The sequence below is a fragment of the Vogesella urethralis genome (assembly GCF_007644045.2).
Lineage (GTDB): Bacteria > Pseudomonadota > Gammaproteobacteria > Burkholderiales > Chromobacteriaceae > Vogesella > Vogesella urethralis.
Genome location: NZ_VMDW02000087.1, coordinates 132,153 through 153,209, shown reverse-complemented (window position 1 = coordinate 153,209; position 21,057 = coordinate 132,153). Strand labels below are relative to the sequence as shown.

Sequence of the window (21,057 nt, the reverse complement as noted above, 5' to 3'; positions counted from 1 at the left end):
TTGGTGACTGGGTAATTTAAGACTGTCGGCGATTATGCCACGCCCACCGCCCTGCTTCACGGTTGCTGCTGAATTATCGAAATGGCATGTTTGGTGGGCGCGGCCGCCGGGGTTCAGCCCAGACGCTGGCGCAGCAGCTTGTCCAGCGCCAGCTTGCCGGGGCCGGTGGCCAGCAACAACAGCAACATCAGCCCCCACTGCAGGTGGAATTCCAGCGCGCTGCCGTCCAGTGCGTGCCAGTAGCTGAGCACCGCCATGATGTTGAGCACGAATAGGCCTAGCGCAGCAAAGCGCCCGGCCAGGCCCAGCAGCAACAGCGGCGGCAGCAGCAGCTCGCCGGCAGTGCCCAGTACCGCCGCCAGCGTCGGTGACAGCAGTGGCACGCGGTACTCTTCGCTGAACAGGAATAGCGTGGTATCCCAGTCCTGGATTTTGGTCAGGCCTGCCAGAAAGAACACCCGCGCCAGGTACAGGCGCAGCGCCAGTAGGGCGACGGGTTGTAGCCAGGTGTCCAGCCAGGCGGTGACGGGCTGGCTGCGGCGCAGCAGGGTAGCGATGGCGTTCATGATGGTTCCTTGATGGCAGATAGTACCCCGTGCTGCAGTACCAGCAGCAGCGCGGCTTGCAGGTCGAAATCTGGCGTGGCGGCCAACCCCGCGCTGGTGGCTTCATCCAGCGTGGCGCCGTCCAGCAGCGCCTGGCAGAAGGCAGCCTGGCCGGGCGCCAGCACGTGCAGCTGCATCAGGCCGTCGCCGTTACGCCACAGCAGCAGCGGCTGTGCCGTGGCCAGGTCTACCGCACAGCCGGCGGTGGCCGGCTGGTGATGAGCGTGGATGTCGGCCAGCGGCCAACGGCTATCCAGCACCGCACAGGCCGGGTGGCAGGCAAAGCGCAGACTACCCCATTGCAGCTGCGGGATGGCTGCCAGCGTAGCGAGGGCTAGCGGCGTGCTATCTGCCGCGTAATAACCACGGTGTAACGCCCACTCCAGCCGAGCCACATCCGGCAGGTAGCCAATGTGGGCGGTGTGTTCGAAGGTGGCGACGAAGTCGGCAAAGCCGCCGCCGTAGCGGTGCAGGTTGCCACTGGCCGACGGCGTGGCCTTGACGTATTCGCGGCTGAGCGCCTCGAAGAAGTCATCGCCCAGCAGCTGGCGGCAGATCGGGTACACCAGCGCCAGCATCTCCATCAGGCCGACGCGATAGTTATTGCGGTACACCGCCAGCGCGGCGGCGGGAAAGCGCGGGTCGGGCTGCCACTGCGGGGTGGTGATGGCGTCCAGCAGCGCGTGTTGCCAGGCGGTTTCGTTCATGTGGCAGCCTCCGTGTGCTGAGCGAGTATGGCCTGCGCGGTGGCGGCTTCGGCCAACAGCGTGTCCAGCGGCGGGATGTCGATATCCCACTCGATCAGGGTTGGCCGCGCACCGAAGCGCGCCAGCACCTGCCGGTACAGCTGCCATACCGCCGGGTACACCGGCCGGCTGTGGGTATCCACCAGCAGCGTGCTGCCGTCGTCAAACGTGCGCTCGGTGTAGCCGGCCAGGTGGATTTCGCCGATGGCGTGCGGCGGCAGCGCGGCCAGGAAGGCATCCACGTCGGTGCCCAGGTTTTGCTGGTTGACGTACAGGTTGTTCACGTCCAGCAGCAGGCCGCAGCCGGTACGCGTTACCAGCTCGGCCAGAAACTCGCCCTCGTGCATGTCGTTGCCGGGGTAGGCCAGGTAGCTGGACAGGTTCTCGATCAGCAGCGGCCGGCGCAGCGCGTCCTGCGCTTCGGCCACGTTGGCAGCTACCCGGTCCAGCATGGCGCGGGTATACGGAATGGGCAGCAGGTCGTTGGCAAAGCGCTGGCTGGCGTCGTGGTTGAACGACAGGTGCTCCGACACCGCCACCGCCGGTACGGCGTCCAGCAAGCGGCGCAGTGCGGCCAGGTGGGTGGCGTCGGGGCGGGCGGCTGCGCCCAGGCCCAGGCCGACGCCGTGCAGTGACAGCGGGTAGCGCGCGGCCAACTGCTGCAGCATGGCCAGCGGCTGGCCGCCTTCGAAGAAGTTTTCGCTGTGCAGCTCTATCCAGCCCAGCGCGGGTTGCTGCGCCAGCACCTGCTGGTAATGCGGGTGGCGCAGGCCGATGCCGGCGCACACGGGAAGGGAGGCAGTCATGGCAGGGGTCCCGGTCAGAAACGGAAACGGGGCCGTAGCCCCGTCAAGCAGACAATCCCGGTGTGCTTACTTCTTCATCGGTTCCAGGGTGCCGCCCATCTTGGTGCAGCTGCCCTTGGCCACGAATTTCCACTCGGCGCCGTCTTTGTCCACTTTGGACTGGCCGGCGCAGCTGTGGCCGTTGGCCGCACAGTCGTTCTTGCCGGCCATGGCGATGCCGTAGCATTTTTCCTTGTCGGCGGCGACGGCCGGGGCGCTGACGGCGGCCAGGGCCAGGGCGGCGGAAAGGGCGGAAACCAGCAGGGTGTTGGAAGTGGCGGACATGGTGATTCTCCTGTGTAAATAGTGGGTGTGGAACGCGTGATGTATCGCGTTACCAGCTTTAGTCGGCCCACATCGCCATCCATTACACACTGCGGCAAAAAATTTATCGAGCGGCTTTTTGTGTGGCTTGTGTGACGGCCGGGATGGGCAAAACAAAACCCTGTCTGTGTAGCAGACAGGGTTGGTGTCAGGCAAGGTTGGCCGCCATGGCCATGCGCGGGCTTAACGGATGTTGACCACCTTGTGCGTCTGTACCGACAGCCGCCACGCCGGGTTGGCCATGCACCAGGCAATGGCCGCACGCGTGTTCTGGCGCTGCAGCGGGCTGTCCATCGGCTGCAGGTACAGGTGGTCGAACTGCAGGTCGGCTGGCAGCTCGCCTGGTAGCAGCGTGGGTTGCGGGTAGACCAGCTTCAGCTCGTGGCCGCTGCGCTGTACCCAGTCGGCGCCGGCTTTGGGGCTGACGCAGATCCAGTCGATGCCGCGCGGCGCCGGCAGGCTGCCGTTGGTTTCCACGGCCACTTCAAAGCCCAGCGCGTGCAGCGCGTCGATCAGCGGCTCGTCCAGCTGCAGCAGCGGCTCGCCACCGGTAAACACCACATAAGGTTGGCCGCCGTTGGCGCCCGCAGGCCAGGTGGCGGCAATGCGCGCGGCTAACTCCGCAGCGGTGGCAAACTTGCCGCCGTCGGGGCCGGTGCCGACAAAGTCGGTATCGCAGAATTGGCAGATGGCTTTGCTGCGGTCTTCTTCGCGCCCGCTCCACAGGTTACAGCCGCTGAAGCGGCAGAAAACCGCCGCGCGGCCGGCCTGGCGACCTTCGCCTTGCAGCGTGTAGAAGATCTCTTTTACGGTGTAGTTCGCCATGCTTGCCCCTTACAGCAACGGCCACTGCATGTCGCCACGGAAAGTCAGCGACACGCCTTGGTGCGGGGTTTCCATCAGGTCGATGCGCGACAGTTCCGGTACCAGCGGTTTCAGTTCGCCGTGTACCCACTCGGCCACGCTGCCGGCGTCGGCGGCGCGGATGCCGCTGAGCTTGTCCAGCGGGTTGTGGTCCAGCTGGCGGTAGATGGGCTTAAAGCGGTCTTTCACGTCGCCGAAGTCCAGCACCCAGCCCATCACGCGGTCGACACTGCCTTGCAGCATCAGGCGGATCAGGTAGCTGTGGCCGGTGTAGTTGCCGGCGGCGTCGAACGGCACCGCGCTTTCAAAGTGCTGCTCTTTCCAGATACGGTAGGTATGGCCGTCAAACTGGCTGCCGGCGGTGTGCGTTTCGCGCACCTCCACCCAGGCCAGGCCGGCCAGACGCGGCTGCAGCTGCTGGTACAGCCAGGCTGCCATTACTTCGCTGGTGGGGTTTTCCAGGCCGGGGATATCGTTCAGGTAGCGGTGGTTCAGCTGCGCAAACAGCGGCGGCCAGGCCTGCAGCAGGATGTCGTTCAGCGAGGCATGGCGCGCGTCGGCCACGATGCGCACGCCAAAACCGTGGCCGTGCAGGCGGCCGCATTTGTGGCCTGGTGGTACGTGTGGCAGCTGGTGCGCGGCTTCGAAACGGGTATCGAAGTACACGTACTCGCGGCCGTCTTCGCCCAGCAGCACGCCACGGTCCGGCGCGCTGGCCAGGTGCAGGCTGCCGGCTTGGCCGCAGGCGGCCAGCAGGTGGCGGGCGAGCGCCAGGTCGCTGGCGTCGGCCAGGTGCTGGCTGATATTGCCGTAGTGGAACGGGGCGACCGCTTGTTGCAGAGCGCCTTGCAGCTCGGGCAGGGTGTCTGGCAGCGCGGCAGTGCGCAGCTGCACGCGGAAGCTGTGGCCGTGCTCGCCGATGCCCGGCAGCGTGCGCGCGGCTTCAAAGCCGGCGCCTAGCAGATGGTGACGGCCGTTCATGCCGCACCTCCGGTACGTACCACCAGCGGGTCGGCGACGCCGGCCTCGGCAAAGCCCTTGGCGCGCAGCTCGCACGAGGCGCAGCGGCCGCAGGGCGGCACTTCGCCGTTGTAGCAGGTGTGGCTCCAGGCCATGGCGTCCATGGCGCCCACGTCCTGCGCCAGGCGCACGGTGTCGGCCTTGCTCATGAACATCAGCGGCGCGTGCAGGGTAACGCGGCTGTCCATGCCCAGGCGCAGCGCCAGCTCCAGCGCTTTCAGCGTGTTTTCGCGGCAGTCCGGGTAGCCGGAATAATCGGTTTGCGCCACGCCGGTGACCACGTGCTCGATGCCGCGGGTGTAGGCCAGTGCGGCGGCAAAGCTGAGGAACACCAGGTTGCGGCCCGGTACGAAGGTATTGGGCAGCGCGGTGTCGGCGTCGTCACGGGCGCCTTCTTCCGGCGCGATGCTGTCGTCGGTCAGCGCGTTGCCGCCGATGGCGGCGAAGGTGTCGATCGGCAGCACGGTCTGGCGCACGCCGGCCAGCTGGGCGATCTTGCGCGCGCAGTCCAGCTCCACGCGGTGGCGCTGGCCGTAATCGAAGGTGACGGCTTCTACGTTGGCCGCGCCGAATTCGCGCAGGGCCCAGTACAGGCAGGTAGTGGAGTCCTGGCCGCCGGAAAGGACGACGAGGGCTTTGGGTGTCTTGTTCATGGTTCCGTCGAAATACAGTCGAGGTTATTCAGCATAGACGCACACGGGATCGGTCTCACCCGGCGCGAAAAACCTGCCATTATACCGCAGGCCGGTGCTGGCGTGGTGCTGCGGCTGTTGGCTTCAGGGCAGGCGGCGCAGGCAGCGCAGCGCGGCCGGTACCAGCTCGAAGCGCACCGGCGCGTGGCCGGCCAGCTCGCCGTCCAGCTCCAGCGGGCAGCGTGCCGCGTCGCCCTCTACCGTCAGCACGCGGCCGCGCAGGTAGCGCACGCGCGGGTCGGCTAGCGGGCGCGCCTGGCGCAGCTGCGGTAGCAGGCGGATGAAGTCCAGGCTGCCGGCGTTGTCGATCAGCACCACTTCCATCAGGCCGTCGTCCAGCCGCGCCTCGGGGGCAATGCCCAGCCCGCTGCCGAAGAAACGCCCGTTGGCCGCCGACACGCAGGTAAAGCGGCCATCGATGCGCTGGCCGTCCAGCGTCAGCTGCATGGCTTGCGGTTGCCAGCGCAACAGTGCGGTGGTGACGGCGCTGTAAAACGCCAGGCTGGCCGGCAGCCGCGCCGGCATGGCCTTGACGCGGCGCACGATGTCGCTGGTAATGCCGATGCTGCCGATATTGTTGCACCAGCGCACGCTGCCGTCGGCCAGCGTGACGCGGATCAGGTCCAGCGCGTGTACCTGGCCGGCCGCCATCAGCGCCAGCAAGTCCGGCACGCTGTTGCCACTGCCCAGGCTGCGGGCGAAATCATTGCCGGTACCGGTAGGCAACACCGCCAGCGCCAACTGCTGGCGGGCGGCTTCCGGCACGCTCATCAGGCCGTTCACCACCTCGTGCACGGTGCCATCGCCGCCGACGGCCACCACCCAGCGCGCGCCGGACAGCGCGGCATCACGGGCATAACGGGTAGCGCTGTCGGCGCTGCTGGTGAGCAGCACGTCCACGTCGAAATCGGCACGCAGCGGTGCCAGCAGGGGTTCCGGCAGGCCCTGCGGGCAGTGACGGCCGTGCAGGATGAAGACGATGCGGGACGGATGGGGCATGGTGGCGGACAACAGCAACGGTGACAGGCCATTATGCGCAAAAGCCGCGCCGGTGCCCACGGGGCGATCGGGCAGGGTGGGCCGCGCGCCACGCCGGCGGTGTTGCCTGCGCCGGCCACGGGCGTGCTCGGTTACAATGAAGGCCTCCCGTCACCCTGAACGCCGGTATGCTGATCCTCAATCAACGCCAGAAAGACCTGCTTGCCTGGGTAAACCGCGAAGGCTACGTTGCGGTGGAAAAGATGGCCGCCCACTTCCAGGTTACCCATCAGACCATCCGCCGCGACATCACGCTGCTGGCCGATAACCAGCTGCTGCAGCGCTACCACGGTGGCGCCAGCGTGCTGTCCAGCGTGGAAAACGTGGCCTACGACGCCCGCCAGGTGCTGATGGCCGAAGAAAAGCGCCGCATCGCCCGCGCCGTGGCGGCCGAGATCCCCGACAACGCCTCGCTGTTCATCAACCTGGGCACCACCACCGAAGAAGTGGCGCGCGCGCTGTCGCAGCACCGTGGCCTGCGCGTGATCACCAACAACTTCCACATCGCCAACCTGATGTGCGATTACCCCGACTGCGAGGTGCTGGTGGCCGGTGGCGCGCTGCGCAAGCGCGATCGCGGCCTGACCGGCGAAGCCACCGTGCAGTTCATCCGCCAGTTCAAGGTGGACTACGGCATCATCGGCATTTCCTGTATCGAGGCCGACGGCGTGCTGCGCGATTACGATTACCGCGAAGTGCTGACCAGCCAGGCCATCATGCAGCAGTCGCGCCAGGTGTGGCTGGTGGCCGACCATTCCAAGTTCGAGCGCCCGGCGCTGGTGGAGCTGGGCCACGTGTCGCAGCTGGACGCGCTGTTTACCGACCAGCCGGTCAGCGCCGAGCTGCAGGCGGTGCTGGACAAGGGCCAGACCCGGCTGGTGGTGGCCGGCTGATGCTGATCGGCAAGTTGGCCGCACTGACCGGCGCCACCCGCAAAGCCATTCGCCACTACGAGGCCGAGGGCCTGTTGCCCGAGCCGCAGCGCCGCGGCAGCTACCGCGTTTACGGCCCGCTGGACGTGCACCTGGTGGGCATGATCCGCCGCGCACAGCGAGTGGGGTTCACGCTGGCCGAACTGAAAGACCTGGCCGCGCAAAAAGCTGCCAGCGGCCGTTTTCCGCTGCCGGTGGCGCAGACGCTGATCGCCGCCAAACGGCAGCAGTTCGACGCCGAGATCCAGCGGTTGCAGGCGCTGCAGCAGACGCTGGACGCGCTGGAAACCGAACTGGTGGCGCTGTATCAGCGCGAAACAGCCGCCAACGCTTGACCTTGCCCCTAGGGGCAAGCTTTAGGCTGGGGGTCCGATGGTTTTCAGGACCCCGCACCATGACTGCTTTGCCTTATTCCCGCATGACCGCGCTGATCAGCGGCGCCTCTTCCGGCATCGGCCGCCACTTTGCCGAACAGTTGGCCGCCCGCGGTTGCCGCCTCATCCTCACTGCCCGCCGCCAGCCCGAACTGCAACAGCTGGCCGCCCAGCTACACAGCCATTACGGCAGCCAGGTGCTGGTGCTGCCGGCCGACCTGGCGCAGCCGGGCGCGGTGCCCGATGTGTGCCGCCGCATCGACGAGGCCGGCTGGCAGGTAGACCTGCTGGTGAATAACGCCGGTTTCGGCAAGTGGAGCCATTTCCAGGCGCAGGACGCCGCCGTTTACCAGCAGATGCTGATGCTGAACGTGCTGGCGCTGACCGAGCTGTGCCGGTACTACCTGCCGGCCATGCGTGCGCGTGGCTGCGGCGCCGTCATCAATGTGGCGTCTACCGCTGCCTTCCAGCCCTTGCCGTACATCGCCGTGTACGGCGCCAGCAAAGCCTATGTCTTGCACCTGAGCGAAGCGCTGGCGGCGGAGTACGCCGACAGCGGCGTACGCGTGCTGGGCCTGTGCCCTGGCAATACCGCCACCGCGTTTGCCGACGTGGCTGGCGCCGATGTGTCCGGCATGGCGGCCTCTACGCCGGCGTCGGTGGTAGCCTCGGCCTTGCAGGCGCTGGACAGCGGCCGCCACTACCGGGTGCCCGGTGCAGCCAACTATCTGCTGGCGCAATTGCCGCGCTGGCTGACCCGGCGCCAGGCCACGCGGCTGGTGGCACGCATGTTTGCCGGCAGGGTGCCGGCGCTAGGGGAGAGCGTTTAGGCGGCGGTCAGGCTGCTGTCTTGTACCGCAGCATGGCCGCGGTAGCGCGCCAGCCAGGCGTCTACCGCCGCGTCGGCGCCGGCTGGCAGGTGCAGGCGCAGCTTGCTGCGGCGCCACAGGATGTCGTCGGCGCAGGTGGCCCATTCTTCTTCTACCAGGTAACGCAGTTCCGCTTCGTACAGGCCGGGCTGGATGGCTTCGCCCAGGTCCGCCAGCGATACGGCCGCGCCCAGCACGGTATGTACGCGGCTACCGTAGGCGCGGGCCAGGCGTTGTGCTAGCGCGGCCGGCAGCCACGGCTTGTCGGCTTGCAGGCGCGCCACGAAGGCGTCGAAATCGCCAGCGGGCAGGTCGCCGCCCGGCAGTGCCTTGCCGGCAGTCCACGTTGGCCGCGTATTGCCCAGCAGCGGCGCCAGCTGGTCCACCACCTGCTCGGCCAGCTTGCGGTAGGTGGTGATCTTGCCGCCGAATACCGACAGCAGCGGCGCGCCGTCGGTATCCAGCTCAAGTGCGTAGTCGCGGGTCACACCGCTGGCGTTGGCCGCGTCGTCGTCCAGCAGCGGGCGCACGCCGGAGTAGGTGGCCACCACGTCGGCCGGGGTGATTTGCTGGGTGAAGTAGCGGTTGCCCATCTGGCACAGGTACGCCACTTCGTCGCTATCGATGGCCACTTGTGCGGCGTCGCCGTGGTATTCCACGTCGGTGGTGCCGATCAGCGTGAAGTCCTGCTCGTACGGAATGGCAAAGATGATGCGCTTGTCCGGGTTCTGGAAGATGTAGGCGTACGGGTGCTCGAACAGGCGCTTGACGATGATGTGGCTGCCTTTCACCAGGCGGATGGCTTTGCTGGCCGGCGCCTGGATGACGCCTCCCAGTAGTTGTTGCACCCACGGGCCGGCAGCGTTTACCACGGCACGGGCGTGTACGGTGGCCTGCTTGCCGTCGGCGCCTTGCAGCGTGGCTTGCCAGCCGTCGCCGTGACGGCTGGCCGCCACACAGGCGGTACGGGTGAGGATGGTGGCGCCGCGCTCGGCGGCGTCGATGGCGTTCAGCACCACCAGCCGCGCGTCGTTGACCCAGCCATCGGAATACACAAAACCCTGGCGGTAGCTGGCCTGTAATGGCTTGCCCGCGACGTGGCTGCCCAGCTGGATGCGTTCGCTACCCGGCAAGCGGCGGCGGCGCGCCAGGTGGTCGTACAAAAACAGGCCGCAGCGGATCAGCCACGCCGGGCGCTGGGCGGCGTCGTGCGGCATCACGAAGCGCAGTGGCCACATGATGTGCGGCGCGGCGTCCAGCAGCACTTCGCGTTCTTGCAGCGCCTTGCGTACCAGACCGAACTCGTAATACTCCAGATAGCGCAGGCCGCCGTGGATCAGCTTGGTACTGGCCGACGAGGTATGCGCCGCCAGGTCGTCCTTCTCGCACAGCAGCACGCGCAGCCCGCGCCCTGCCGCATCGCGGGCAATGCCCGCGCCGTTGATGCCGCCACCGATCACCAGCAAGTCGTACTGTTCCACCGTTCTGTCCTTTGTGTCACGTTGGCCGCATGCGGCCGCCTGATTGATTTCAGTGTAGAAGATAGTGAAACTGCGACAACAAAGCAACATAAAACGAACATTAAATGTTTGAAAAATGTTTGATGTGTGATTTGAACGAACATGCCGTCTGACAGGGCATGCAAGCGGCTGCGTTGCACTCCGACTACGGGGCCCGATCGGCGATCCGTGTCGTGCTGCATGCTGGTGTGGCAGGGGCGTGGCCAGACACAGGCGTAAAAAAGCCGCTCCCCGTTGCGGGTGAGCGGCGTGCAGATGGCGCCTGGGCAGGCGATCAGGCGATACCGTGCGCGACGGCGGCCAGCGTAGCGCCCAGCAGCGAGCCCACTACCGGTACCCAGCTGTAGGACCAGTCGCTGTCGCGCTTGCCCTTGATCGGCAGCAGCGCGTGCATGATGCGTGGCGCCAGGTCGCGGGCCGGGCTCATCGCGTAGCCGGTGGTACCGCCCAGCGAGACGCCGATGCCCAGTACCAGCAGCGCCACCGGCAGCGCGTCCATCGCGCCCAGCGAAATCTTGGGCGACACCATGCTGAGGATGGCAAACACCAGTACGAAGGTGGCCAGCACTTCCGACAGCAGGTTGCCGGTGGTGCTGCGGATGGCCGGGCCGGTGCAGAACACCGCCAGCTTGGTGTCGGCGCAGTCGGTGTGGTCGAAGTGGTCGCGGTATACCAGCCACATCAGCAGCGCGCCGGCCATGCCGCCCAGCATCTGCGCCAGGATGTAGCCCGGCGCGTCGGCCCAGGCAAACTTGCCGGCTACCGCCAGCGCCACGGTCACCGCCGGGTTCAGGTGGGCGCCGCTGATGGCGGCCACGCTGAATACGCCGACAAACACTGCCATCGCCCAGCCGAAGGCGATGACGATCAGGCCGCTGTTGTGGCCCTTGGTGTTCTTGAGGATGACGTTGGCGACCACGCCGTTGCCCAGCAACACCAGCAGGGCGGTACCGATGAATTCACCGAATAAGGGGTTCATGACTCGTTCCTTGCAAAAGGGGGGACCACCCGCGCCACCATGCAAGCGGGCGCGGGGCAGGTCGGTATAAAGGGAGCGCGCGGCCAAGCTCAGGTTGGCCGCAAACAGGCTGGCGGGCGCTTACTGCTGGTCGCCGGCCCAGGCAATGGCGGCGCGGGTGGCGCGGTGCCAGCCGGCCACGTAGCGGGCCACGGCGTCGGGGCTTTGCTGCGGGGCAAAGCGCGTATCCAGCTGCCATTGGCCCTGGATATCGTCGGTGCTCTGCCAGTAGCCCACGGCCAGGCCAGCCAGGTAGGCGGCGCCCAGGGCAGTGGTTTCGGTGATTTTCGGGCGTGCCACGGCGGTGCCCAGGATGTCGCTCTGGAACTGCATCAGCACGTTGTTGACGCTGGCGCCGCCGTCCACACGCAGCTCGGCGATGGTGATGCCGGAGTCGGCCTGCATGGCGCCCAGCACGTCCATGGTCTGGAACGCGATGCTGTCCAGTGCCGCGCGGGCAATGTGCGCGGCGCTGGTGCCCTGCGTCATGCCGACGATGGTGCCGCGGGCTTCGGCGTTCCAGTGCGGTGCGCCCAGGCCGGCAAAGGCGGGTACCAGGTACACGCCGTCGCTGTCGGCCACTTGCGCCGCCAGTGGGCCCACGTCGCTGGATTGCTTGATGATGCCCAGACCGTCACGCAGCCATTTCACCACCGAGCCGCCGATGAAGATGCTGCCTTCCAGCGCGTACTGCACCTTGTCGCCCACTTGCCAGGCGATGGTGGTCAGCAGCTTGTTGTGCGATGGCACCGGTTTGTCGCCGGTGTTCATCATCATGAAGCAGCCGGTGCCGTAGGTGTTTTTCACCATGCCCGGTGTGGTGCACTGCTGGCCGAACAGCGCGGCCTGCTGGTCGCCGGCCACGCCGGCGATGGGGATGGCCACGCCCAGATGCGCGGCGTGGGTATGGCCGTACACCTCGCTGGAGCTCTTCACCTGCGGCAGCATGCTGGCCGGAATGCCCAGGATGTCCAGCAGCTCGTCGTCCCACTGCAGGGTATGGATGTTGTACAGCATGGTGCGCGAGGCGTTGGACACGTCGGTCACGTGCACCTCGCCGTGGGTCAGCTGCCAGATCAGCCAGCTGTCGATGGTGCCGAAGGCCAGCTTGCCGGCCTGCGCGCGTTCACGGGCGCCGGGTACGTTATCCAGGATCCAGCGCACCTTGGTGCCGGAGAAGTAAGCGTCCACCAGCAGGCCGGTCTTGTTGCGGATGGTGTCGGCCAGGCCACGGGCACGGATATCGTCGCAGACGCCGGCGGTGCGGCGGTCTTGCCACACGATGGCGTTGTACACCGGCTGGCCGGTTTCGCGGTCCCACACCACGGTGGTTTCGCGCTGGTTGGTAATGCCGATGGCGGCAATGCGGCTGCCCGGCACGCCGGCGCGCGCCAGTGCTTCGGCCGCCACGCCTACCTGGCCGGCCCAGATTTCCATCGGGTCGTGCTCTACCCAGCCGGCTTGCGGGTAGATCTGGCGGAATTCTTTTTGCGCGCTGGCCACCATGTCACCGCTACGGTTGAACAGGATGGCACGCGAGCTGGTGGTGCCCTGGTCGAGGGCGAGAATGAAAGTGTCTTGCATGAAGCTCTCCTTGGGCGCGGGCGCCTGTGTTGTCTGTATCTTTTTGTTTGATTGATGTTCGTAAAATGTTGTTTTTGTTTTCGGGTGATTCTAGGACGCTGGCGTAGCTTGTCAATCGTGGCCGTCAAAAAAAGGTGATGCGGCGGCAGGGTTTGTGGCGGTTTTGCCGGCGAATCCGTTGGTGTCGCCGGCAGGCTGTCATCAAGCGGTGATGTCTGGTGTGGCAGGCTTGTCGTCATCCGGCTGCCATTTCGATAAAGCTGCATGGCGATTCGGCCACTGTGAGCGATAATGCAAACTGCTTGGTAAGCAGGGCCGACGCTGCCTGCCCAGGCTGTTCCCAACCCCGCAGCTGCCGTGATACCGGCGGCTGCCTGTCGTGACAATTAAGGTATACCCGTGGATATCCAGGACAAACTCGTCTACATCGCCACCGCCCTTTCGGCAGAGCGCCGCATTGAAAGGTTGCTCGACCAGATACTGAGTTGTGCGCTGGAGTTCTCCTGCGCCGAGGCTGGCAGCCTGTACATCGTGGATGAGGATGACCAGTACTTGGAATTCCTGGTGGTGTACAACGAAAAGCTCAACGTGCGGCTGGCCGGCAAGCAGGAGGTGGAAGGCGCCGGCATGTTTGCCAAGATTCCGCTGTACCAGCCGGATGGCAGCCCCAACCTGGGCACGCTGGCTACCTACTGTGCGCACACCGGCGACACCATCAATGTGGCCAACGCCTACACCGACAGCAATTACGATTTTCGCGGCGTGAAGGCGTTTGATAGCCGCACCGGTTACAAGTCGCTGTCTTTCCTCTCGGCGCGCATGGTGCACAGCGGCCGTACCGTTGGCGTGCTGCAGCTGATCAACGCCCGTGACGGCGACGGCAACATCGTGCCGTTCAGCCCCGACCTCGAATCGCTGCTGGCTGCGCTGGCGTCGATGGCTGCTACCGCGTACACCAACCGCCGTCTGGTGCTGCAGCTGGAAGACCTGTTCGAGTCGCTGATCCGCATGATGAACAATGCGCTGGAGGCCAAGTCCAGCCATTCCGGCGGCCATTGCCAGCGTGTGCCCGAGCTCACCATGATGATCGCGCACAAGGCGGCGGAAGACGCCCGTTTTGCCCGCGATAACGGGCTGGATAACGAAAACCTGTACGCGCTGCGCATTGCCGGCCTGCTGCACGATTGCGGCAAGCTGGTGACGCCGCCGCACATCATGGAAAAAGCGCGCAAGCTGGAAAACATCTGCGACCGCATCGAGCAGGTACACCTGCGCATGGAGCTGGCGCGCAAGGACTGGCTGCTGGCGGCCGAGGGGGCCGAGGCCCGTGCCGCCGTGCACGCCCGCGTCAACGACGACAAGGCCTTTCTGGCGCAGATGAACCGTGGCGCCGAGCGTGTGAGCGACGACGACCTGGCCCGCGTGCGCGACATCGCCGCGCAATACCGCTGGCTGGACGCCGACGGCCAGCCGCAGCCCTGCATCCTGCCCGACGAACTGGAGGCGCTGACCATCCGCGCCGGTACCCTGACCGAGGCGGAGCGCGAAGAGATCAAGCGCCACATCGTGCACACCATCAACATGCTGGAATCCATCCCTTGGCCCAAGCACCTGCGCAATGTGCCGGAGCTGGCCGGCGGCCACCACGAGCGCATGGATGGCAAAGGCTACCCGCGCGGCCTGCGTGGCGACCAGATGCCGGTTGGTGCGCGCATCATGGCCATTGCCGATATTTTCGAGTCGCTAACCGCCGCCGACCGCCCGTACAAGCAGCCGATGCCGTTGTCGCAGGCGCTGTCCATCATGGACAACTTCGTCGCCAACGGCCATCTGGACCCGGCGCTGTACAGCGTGTTCAAAGACGGCAAGGTGTATCTGGATTACGCGCGGCAGTTCCTGGCGCCGACCCAGATCGACTGCGACTGACGGGGGCCGGCCTGCATGCATTTCTCCGCCCTGTTGCGCCCGGCGCGCTGGCCGTGGCGTCAGCTGGCCAGTCTTGCCATTACCCTCCTGCTGTGTGGCATGGTCGCCGGCCTGTGGCCGGTGCCGGGCGTGGCCCAGCTGGACCGCTGGTGGCACGATGGCCGTCTGGCGCTGACCATCGATCGCCATGCGCCGCCCAATGCCAAGGTAGCGATCATCGATATCGACGAAGCCAGCCTGCAGCAGCTGGGCCACTGGCCGTGGCCGCGCCCGCTGGTGGCCGAGCTGGTGTCCACGCTGGCCAATCATTACCAAGTCAGCGTCATCGGCTTTGACGTGGTGTTTGCCGAGCAGGCGGCCAACCCGGTGCTACCCGGCCTGCAAGCGCTGGCCAGCCGCCACCCGGCGCTGGCCCCCGAGCTGGCCGGTTTGCTGGCTACCGCCCGCGAGGACGACAAGCTGGCCGCAGCCGTAGGCAAGGCGCCGGTGGTGCTGGGCTACTACTTCGATACCGCTGCCGGTGCTACCCGGCGTAGCGGCCAGCTGCCGGAGCCGGTGTTCGACAGCTCGCTGCTGGCCGGCATCTACCCGCCAGCCGGCTTGGGCTATGCGGCCAACCTGCCGGTGCTGCAGCGCGCCGCCGGCTGGTCGGCCCACTTCAATGCCATGCCGGATGTGGATGGTGTCAGCCGCCGCGTGCCGGCGCTGATCCGCCACGGTGACCAGCTGTACGACTCGCTGTCTATTGCCATGCTGCGCCGGCTGCAGGGCGACATGCCGCTGCTGCCCGAGTTCGACGACGCCGGCCAGCTGGACGCGCTGAGCGTGGGCAGCATGCGCATTCCGCTGGATATCCAGGGTGGCGTTACCGTGCCGTACCTGGGCGGGCGCGGCGCGTTTGCCTACGTGTCGGCTGCCGACGTACTGCAGCGCAAGCTGCCGGTGGCCGCGCTGGCTGGCAAGGCCGTGCTGCTGGGCTCCACGGCGCCAGGGCTGATGGACTTGCGTTCCACCCCGCTGGACGCGGTGTACCCCGGGGTGGAAATCCACGCCAATATGGTGGCTGCCGCGCTGGAAGGCCGCCTGCCGCAACACCCGGCCACCTGGCTGCCGGAGTGCCTGCTGGTACTGGGGCTGGGCCTGCTACTGACCTTCCTGCTACCGGTGATGCAGCCCTTGCGCGGCGCGCTGCTGACCGGGTTGCTGTTGGCCGCCATTGCCGGCGCCAGCCTATACGCGTGGCAGACGCAGCGCTACATCTTGCAGGTAGCGGCGTCGATGCTGGTGGTGGCCTTGCTCTACCTGCTGAACGCCAGCTGGGGCTATATCAGCGAGGCGCGGCGCCGGCAGCAGATTACCTCCGCTTTTGGCAGCTACGTGCCGCCGGAGCTGGTGCGCAAGATGGGCGACGACCCACAGGCCTTCCTGTCGCAGATGCAGGGTGAACACCGCGAGATGACGGTACTGTTTTCCGACGTACGCAACTTCACCCGCTTGTCCGAAGGCCTGCCTGCCGCCGAGCTGGCGCAACTGATGAACCGCTACCTGTCGGCGCAAACCGTCTTCGTGCAGCAGACCGGCGGCACCATCGACAAATACATCGGCGACGCCATCATGGCGTTCTGGGGCGCGCCGCTGCCGGACGCCAGCCACGCGGCCAACGCGGTACAGGCGGCACTGGCGATGCAGGATGGCATGGGGGCGCTGAACGCGGCCTTTGCCCGCCGTGGCTGGCCGGCGCTGGCCATCGGCGTCGGCATCAACAGCGGCGACATGACCGTGGGCAATATGGGTTCCGACTTCCGCCGCGCCTATACGGTGATGGGCGACGCCGTCAACCTGGCAGCGCGGCTGGAAGGCCTCACAAAACAGTACGGCGTGCCGATATTGTGTGGTGACGGTTGCCGCCAGGCCTGCCCGGACATCGCCTGGCGCGAAGTGGACCTGATCCGCGCCAAGGGCAAGCAGCAGGCGGTGCCGGTATGGCAACCGCTCGGCGCCGGCCACGCCGCGCTGGCGCAACTGCCGGCCTGGCAGGCGGTGCTGGCCGCCTACCGCGCCGGCGAGTTTGCCGAGGCCGCGCGCCTGCTGGTGCCGCTATGCGACACCAGCCCGGAAGATGGCCTGTACCAGACCTACGCCGCCAGGCTGCACCATTACGTGCAACAGCCGCCCGAGCACTGGGACGGCGTGTTCGAACAGACAGAAAAATAGCGCAAGCAGCAGAAAGAAGAGACCGGTTTCATCATGCATCTGACCATACTGGGCGCCAGCGGCGGGCTGGCAGGCGGTACCGACACAACCTGTTTGCGGCTGGGCAGCCGTGTGCTGATCGACGCCGGCACCGGCCTGGCGGCACTCGATAGCCACACCATGGCCGACATCGACCATGTGCTGCTGACGCATGGCCACCTCGACCACGTGTGCTCGCTGGCGTTTCTGGCCGACGCGGTATTCGGCCGCCGCAACGACCCCTTCATCATCCATGGCCTGCCGCCAACGTTGGCCGCAGTGCAAGACCACATCTTCAACGACGTGCTGTGGCCCGATTTTCACAAGCTGCCGCCCGGCGGCCCACCCACGCTGGACTACGCCGCGCTGGACGGCAGCCTGCAGGTGGACGGCCTGACCATCACCCCGTTCATGGCGGTACACGCGGTACCGGCGGTGGGCTATGTGGTGGACGGCCCGCAGGGGCGCACGCTGATCAGCGGCGATACCGCGGTAACCGACGATTACATCGCCGCAGTCAAGGCACTGGGCCCGCTGCGGCAGATGCTGATCGAGTGCGCGTTCCCGCAATCGCTGGCACGCATCGCCCGCCTGGCCGGCCACGTGGTGCCGGACGACCTGGCGCGGCTGCTGCACGCGGTGGATGACGGCCACATGCAGGTGGTGGTGACCCACCTCAAGCCCGGCTGCGAGGCCGAAATCCAGCGCGAAGTGGGCGAGCGGGTGAACCTGGGCCAACGTCTGCGTTACGCCGAGCCGGGCCTGCGTCTGGCGCTGTAGGCGCAGTGGTGTTCTGATGTAAAAAACCGCCCCGGCAGCACTGCCGGGGCGGTTTTTGTTGGGGCGTGCGGCAGAGGGCTTACGCCAGGCGCGCCAGCAGCGCGTGCGCCACGGCTTCGGACGAGGCCGGGTTCTGGCCGGTGATCAGCAGGCCGTCTTCCACCACGAACGGGGCCCAGTCGGCGCCCTTGCGGTACAGGCCGCCCTTGGCTTGCAGCGCGTCTTCCACCAGCAGCGGCACGATGGCGGTGAGCTGCACTGCGTCTTCTTCGCTATTGCTGAAGCCGGTCACTTGCTTGCCGGCCACCAGCGGCGTGCCGTCGGCCGCTTGCGCGTTTACCAGCGCGGCGCTGGCGTGGCACACGGCGGCCAGCGGTTTGCCGGCGGCCACGGTGTCGGCGATCAGGCGCAGCGAAGCGGCGTTGTCCACCAGGTCCCACAGCGGGCCGTGGCCGCCGGGGTAGAACACGGCGTCGTAGTCGGCGGCGTTGACGCTGGCCAGCGGCAGGGTGTCGGCCAGGCGGGCTTGCAGTGCGCTGTCGGCGTCAAAGCGCTGGGTAGCCGGGGTGGCAAACGCCGGGTCGGCGCTTTTCGGGTCGATCGGCGGCTGGCCGCCTTGCGGCGAGGCCAGGGTGATGGCGACGCCGGCGTCGGCCAGCGCGTAGTAGGGGGCAGCAAATTCTTCTACCCAGAAGCCGGTCTTGTGGCCGGTATCGCCCAGCTGGTCGTGGCTGGTCAGCACAAACAGAACGTGTTTCATGGTGTGTGTCTCGTGGTGGCCTGCGGCCAACCTTGGCCGCAGGCAGAGAGGAATGCCCCACTCTGTTTGCCGTGCATACAGGGTGGGTGGTGTAAACAGCAAGGCTGCGGATGCCTATCCTGACCGGAAGCGGCCCGGCTTTGCCGGGGCCGGCAAGACTTTGGTAAGAACTGAGTCTGCAGCCGGGCCTGCGGCCAACGTTGGCCGCAGGCAAGGTCATCGTTATGCGCCCGCTGCCGGCAAGCCAGCGCCGGGCGGGGGCTTACTGGCCCAGGGCCGGGTAGTCGGTGTAACCCTCGGCGCCACCGCCGTAGAAGGTTTCCGGGCGCGGCGGGTTCAGCGGCGCACCGGCGGCCAGGCGTGCCGGCAGGTCGGGGTTGGCGATGAAGCTGCGGCCGAAGGCCACGGCGTCGATCAGGCCGGCGCCGATCAGCTTTTCGGCTTTTTCCAGCGTGTAGCCACCGGCTGCCACGATGGTGCCGGGGTAAACGGCACGCACGCGCTGGCGGAAGTCGTCGCTCCAGGCCGGGCCGCCGGCCCAGTCCGGCTCCGACAGGTGCAGGAAGGCGATGTTGCGCTTGGCGATTTCGCCGATCAGGTACAGCGCCATCTCTTGCTGGTCGGTTTCCGACAGGCCGTTGAACACGCCCAGCGGCGACAGGCGGATGCCGACGTGGTCGGCGTCCCATTCGGCGATCACCGCGTCCAGCACTTCCAGCACGATGCGGGCGCGGTTTTCCACGCTGCCGCCGTACTGGTCGGTACGCTGGTTGGCCGCCGGCGACAGGAACTGGTCCAGCAGGTAGCCGTGGGCGCCGTGGATTTCCACCAGGTCGAAGCCGGCGCGGCGCGCGTTATCGGTGGCGCGGCGGTAGTCTTCGATCAGGTCGGCGATTTCGGCGGTTTCCAGCGCGCGCGGGGTGGATACCGGGGCGCGCACCAGCTGGCCGTTTTCGTCACGGATATTGGTGTTGCTGTTGGCCGCAATAGCGGATGGCGCCACCGGGGCTTCGCCGCCCGGCTGCAGGCTGGTGTGCGAGATGCGGCCGGTGTGCCACAGCTGGATGGCGATTTTGCCGCCTTCGGCGTGCACGGCGTCGTTCACGCGCTGCCACATCTGGATCTGCGCTTCGCTGTAGATGCCCGGCGCGCCGGCGTAGCCCTTGGCGGTGGGGGAAATATGGGTGCCTTCGTTGATGATCAGGCCGGCACCGGCGCGCTGGCGGTAGTACGCGATGGCCAGCTCGGTGGGCACGTCGCCCGGCTCGGTATTGCGCAGGCGGGTCAGCGGTGCCATCAGCACGCGGTTGTTCAGGGTAACGGCGCCCAGGCGCACGGGGGTCAGCAGTTTATCGGCTTGCATGAGGTGTCCTTTGCTTGCGGTTTAGCGGTCGAATCCAAAGCCCTGGGCGCGTGCTACCGGGGCCACTTGCGGGAAATACACTTGCTGGTAATAGCGGGCAATGCTCTGGCTCCACGGCTCGCCGTCGGCGCGGCCCAGGTTTTGCCAGTGCTGTTGCAGGGTCTGGTCGTAGGCGGCGATGTGGCCGGGCAGGGCGGCAGCGTCGTAGCGCTCGTTATGGGCAAACGTCGCCAGCGGCAGGCGCGGCTTCACGGCGCTGTCGTCGGCGCTGTAACCCAGCACCACGCCGGCCAGCGGGAAGGTGAGCTCGGGCAGGCCCAGCAGCGCGATCATGGCGGCCGGGTCGCGGCGGATGCCGCCAATCGGCACCACACCCAGGCCGGCGGCGCGAGCGGCGGTCATCAGGTTGCCCAGGGTGATGCCGGCGTCCACGGCGGCCACGGCAAAGCCTTCCACGCTGTCGTGGATGACCTGCTCGCTACCGGCGGCGGCTACGCCCAGGCGGGTCTTGTAGAAGTCGGCTACCACGGCGATGAACACCGGCGCCTGCGCAATCCACGGTTGGCCGCCGGCGATCTCGGCAATGCGCGCACGGCGGGCGGCATCCTGTACCACCACCAGCGACACCTGTTGGCCGTTGATGGAGGTGGGGCCATGCCAGGCGGCGCGCAGCACCGCGTCCAGTACATCGGCCGGTACGGGTTTGTCCTGGTAGCTGCGGATACTGCGGTGTTGCTGCATCTGTTCAATCGCGTGGTTCATCACAAGCTCCAAAGAATAAGTTATTAGACCAGTCGTCTAGATTGTGCTTCAAAAAAACCGCCTGCGCGTGGGCAAACGGTGTGTGTCTATCAGGCTGCCGGGCGGCAGGGCGCCAGCTGGCCTTCGGTATGGATCATCGCGGCCTGCAGCGGCAGCAGGCTGTGCTGCGTTTTCTGCATCAGCGCGGCGCCCAGCCACAGGCTGTACAGCGCGTAGGCGGTTTCGTCCGGCGGCAGCTGCGGCTTGATGCTGCCGTCGGCCTGACCGGCGCGAATGCACGCGGCCAACCTGTGCACGATGGCGTCCATGCCTTCGTGCAGCGCTAGCCGCATCGGCTCGGACAGGTCGGACACCTCGGCCGCCAGTTTTACCGCCAGGCAGCTGTGCGCCTCGCAGCGGGCGTGGTTGTCCAGCCATTGCCGGAAGTAGGCCAGCAGCCGGGCCCGGCCATCGCCGATGCTGTCATCGGCCAGCAGCAGGCCGACACGCTCGCGGTACACCGCAAAATAGCGGGTCAGCATGGCCACGCCGAAGTCTTCCTTCGACTTGAAGTAATGGTAAAACGACCCCTTCGGTACCCCGGCTTCGTTCAGCAGTTCGGTCAGGCCCATCGCGGTAAAGCTGCGGCCATGAATCAGCGCCTCGCCGGTGGCCAGGATGTGTTCGCGGGTGTCGGTGTGCAGTCGTTCTCGTGCCATGGGGTGCATGATAGGGTAAATAGACTGGTCAGTCTAGTGGGCGTGGCGGTTTTTTTGCGACGAATCAACAAGACACGCAACCTGACAGGAGATGCTTGCCAACGT

General features: G+C 66.6%; 21 protein-coding genes. 6 read left to right on the top strand and 15 right to left on the bottom strand.

Going from position 1 to position 21,057, the window contains the following annotated elements:
- Positions 1-113 precede the first annotated feature (113 nt).
- From FLQ03_RS09735 to FLQ03_RS09700, 8 genes are all read right to left on the bottom strand, one after another.
- Positions 114-566, bottom strand: a complete 453-nt coding sequence (locus tag FLQ03_RS09735; RefSeq protein WP_144371230.1) for a DoxX family protein — start codon at positions 564-566, stop codon at positions 114-116.
- Positions 563-1,312 (bottom strand): HvfC/BufC N-terminal domain-containing protein, encoded by a 750-nt coding sequence (locus FLQ03_RS09730; RefSeq protein WP_144371229.1) that lies wholly within the window; start codon positions 1,310-1,312, stop codon positions 563-565. The genes FLQ03_RS09735 and FLQ03_RS09730 overlap by 4 nt, the downstream gene beginning before the upstream one ends.
- Positions 1,309-2,157 (bottom strand): MNIO family bufferin maturase, encoded by an 849-nt coding sequence (gene bufB / locus FLQ03_RS09725; protein ID WP_144371228.1) that lies wholly within the window; start codon positions 2,155-2,157, stop codon positions 1,309-1,311. The genes FLQ03_RS09730 and bufB overlap by 4 nt, the downstream gene beginning before the upstream one ends.
- A 66-nt stretch (positions 2,158-2,223) precedes the next feature.
- Complete coding sequence (locus tag FLQ03_RS09720; protein ID WP_144371227.1) at positions 2,224-2,481, bottom strand: BufA1 family periplasmic bufferin-type metallophore; 258 nt, start codon at positions 2,479-2,481, stop codon at positions 2,224-2,226.
- 222 nt (positions 2,482-2,703) lie between these two features.
- On the bottom strand, positions 2,704-3,345 hold the full coding sequence (gene queE, locus FLQ03_RS09715; RefSeq protein ID WP_144371226.1) for a 7-carboxy-7-deazaguanine synthase: 642 nt from the start codon (positions 3,343-3,345) through the stop codon (positions 2,704-2,706).
- A gap of 9 nt (positions 3,346-3,354) precedes the next feature.
- Positions 3,355-4,365 (bottom strand): 6-carboxytetrahydropterin synthase, encoded by a 1,011-nt coding sequence (locus tag FLQ03_RS19735; RefSeq protein WP_144371225.1) that lies wholly within the window; start codon positions 4,363-4,365, stop codon positions 3,355-3,357.
- Positions 4,362-5,057 (bottom strand): 7-cyano-7-deazaguanine synthase QueC, encoded by a 696-nt coding sequence (queC, locus tag FLQ03_RS09705; RefSeq protein WP_144371224.1) that lies wholly within the window; start codon positions 5,055-5,057, stop codon positions 4,362-4,364. Before queC ends, FLQ03_RS19735 begins: the two co-directional genes overlap by 4 nt.
- Before the next feature lie 123 nt (positions 5,058-5,180).
- Positions 5,181-6,095, bottom strand: a complete 915-nt coding sequence (locus FLQ03_RS09700; RefSeq protein ID WP_144371223.1) for a diacylglycerol/lipid kinase family protein — start codon at positions 6,093-6,095, stop codon at positions 5,181-5,183.
- 167 nt (positions 6,096-6,262) lie between these two features.
- Here FLQ03_RS09700 and FLQ03_RS09695 point away from each other — a divergent pair, with 167 nt between their 5' ends.
- Genes FLQ03_RS09695 through FLQ03_RS09685 form a run of 3 tightly spaced genes read left to right on the top strand, consistent with a single transcriptional unit; the run spans position 6,263 to position 8,270 of the window.
- The gene (locus FLQ03_RS09695) at positions 6,263-7,027 is read left to right on the top strand and encodes a DeoR/GlpR family DNA-binding transcription regulator (RefSeq protein WP_144371222.1); all 765 of its coding nucleotides are present in this window, start codon (positions 6,263-6,265) and stop codon (positions 7,025-7,027) included.
- Positions 7,027-7,401 carry a MerR family transcriptional regulator gene (locus FLQ03_RS09690; protein WP_144371221.1) on the top strand — a complete coding sequence of 125 codons (375 nt, stop codon included), beginning with the start codon at positions 7,027-7,029 and terminating at the stop codon, positions 7,399-7,401. Before FLQ03_RS09695 ends, FLQ03_RS09690 begins: the two co-directional genes overlap by 1 nt.
- Before the next feature lie 59 nt (positions 7,402-7,460).
- Positions 7,461-8,270: an SDR family NAD(P)-dependent oxidoreductase gene (locus FLQ03_RS09685; RefSeq protein WP_144371220.1), complete on the top strand. Its 810-nt coding sequence runs from the start codon at positions 7,461-7,463 to the stop codon at positions 8,268-8,270.
- On the opposite strand, the gene glpD is transcribed toward FLQ03_RS09685, so the two are convergent.
- From glpD to glpK, 3 genes are all read right to left on the bottom strand, one after another.
- The gene (glpD, locus tag FLQ03_RS09680) at positions 8,267-9,790 is read right to left on the bottom strand and encodes a glycerol-3-phosphate dehydrogenase (RefSeq protein WP_144371219.1); all 1,524 of its coding nucleotides are present in this window, start codon (positions 9,788-9,790) and stop codon (positions 8,267-8,269) included. The genes FLQ03_RS09685 and glpD overlap by 4 nt on opposite strands.
- A gap of 313 nt (positions 9,791-10,103) precedes the next feature.
- Positions 10,104-10,808 (bottom strand): MIP/aquaporin family protein, encoded by a 705-nt coding sequence (locus tag FLQ03_RS09675; RefSeq protein ID WP_017507211.1) that lies wholly within the window; start codon positions 10,806-10,808, stop codon positions 10,104-10,106.
- A 120-nt stretch (positions 10,809-10,928) separates the two neighbouring features.
- Entirely contained in the window at positions 10,929-12,431 is a 1,503-nt protein-coding gene (gene glpK, locus FLQ03_RS09670; RefSeq protein WP_144371218.1) for a glycerol kinase GlpK, read from the bottom strand.
- A 399-nt stretch (positions 12,432-12,830) separates the two neighbouring features.
- On the opposite strand from glpK, the gene FLQ03_RS09665 reads away from it, so the two are divergent.
- The 3 genes from FLQ03_RS09665 to FLQ03_RS09655 are packed head-to-tail and all read left to right on the top strand — an operon-like array spanning position 12,831 to position 17,369.
- Positions 12,831-14,357, top strand: coding sequence for an HD domain-containing phosphohydrolase (locus FLQ03_RS09665; protein ID WP_206210922.1), 1,527 nt, complete (start codon positions 12,831-12,833; stop codon positions 14,355-14,357).
- Positions 14,358-14,372: 15 nt separating this feature from the next.
- On the top strand, positions 14,373-16,571 hold the full coding sequence (locus tag FLQ03_RS09660; RefSeq protein ID WP_144371216.1) for a CHASE2 domain-containing protein: 2,199 nt from the start codon (positions 14,373-14,375) through the stop codon (positions 16,569-16,571).
- Positions 16,572-16,604: 33 nt separating this feature from the next.
- Positions 16,605-17,369 (top strand): 3',5'-cyclic-nucleotide phosphodiesterase, encoded by a 765-nt coding sequence (locus FLQ03_RS09655; RefSeq protein ID WP_144371215.1) that lies wholly within the window; start codon positions 16,605-16,607, stop codon positions 17,367-17,369.
- A 79-nt stretch (positions 17,370-17,448) separates the two neighbouring features.
- Here the strand turns inward: FLQ03_RS09655 and FLQ03_RS09650 are convergent, their stop codons facing one another.
- The 4 genes from FLQ03_RS09650 to FLQ03_RS09635 form a co-directional block, all read right to left on the bottom strand.
- Complete coding sequence (locus FLQ03_RS09650) at positions 17,449-18,129, bottom strand: type 1 glutamine amidotransferase domain-containing protein (protein WP_144371214.1); 681 nt, start codon at positions 18,127-18,129, stop codon at positions 17,449-17,451.
- Positions 18,130-18,391: 262 nt separating this feature from the next.
- Positions 18,392-19,492, bottom strand: a complete 1,101-nt coding sequence (gene nemA / locus FLQ03_RS09645) for an alkene reductase (protein ID WP_144371213.1) — start codon at positions 19,490-19,492, stop codon at positions 18,392-18,394.
- Between the two features lie 21 nt (positions 19,493-19,513).
- On the bottom strand, positions 19,514-20,254 hold the full coding sequence (locus tag FLQ03_RS09640; protein ID WP_144371212.1) for an NADPH-dependent oxidoreductase: 741 nt from the start codon (positions 20,252-20,254) through the stop codon (positions 19,514-19,516).
- A gap of 89 nt (positions 20,255-20,343) precedes the next feature.
- Complete coding sequence (locus FLQ03_RS09635; RefSeq protein ID WP_144371211.1) at positions 20,344-20,952, bottom strand: TetR/AcrR family transcriptional regulator; 609 nt, start codon at positions 20,950-20,952, stop codon at positions 20,344-20,346.
- Between the last annotated feature and the right edge of the window lie 105 nt (positions 20,953-21,057).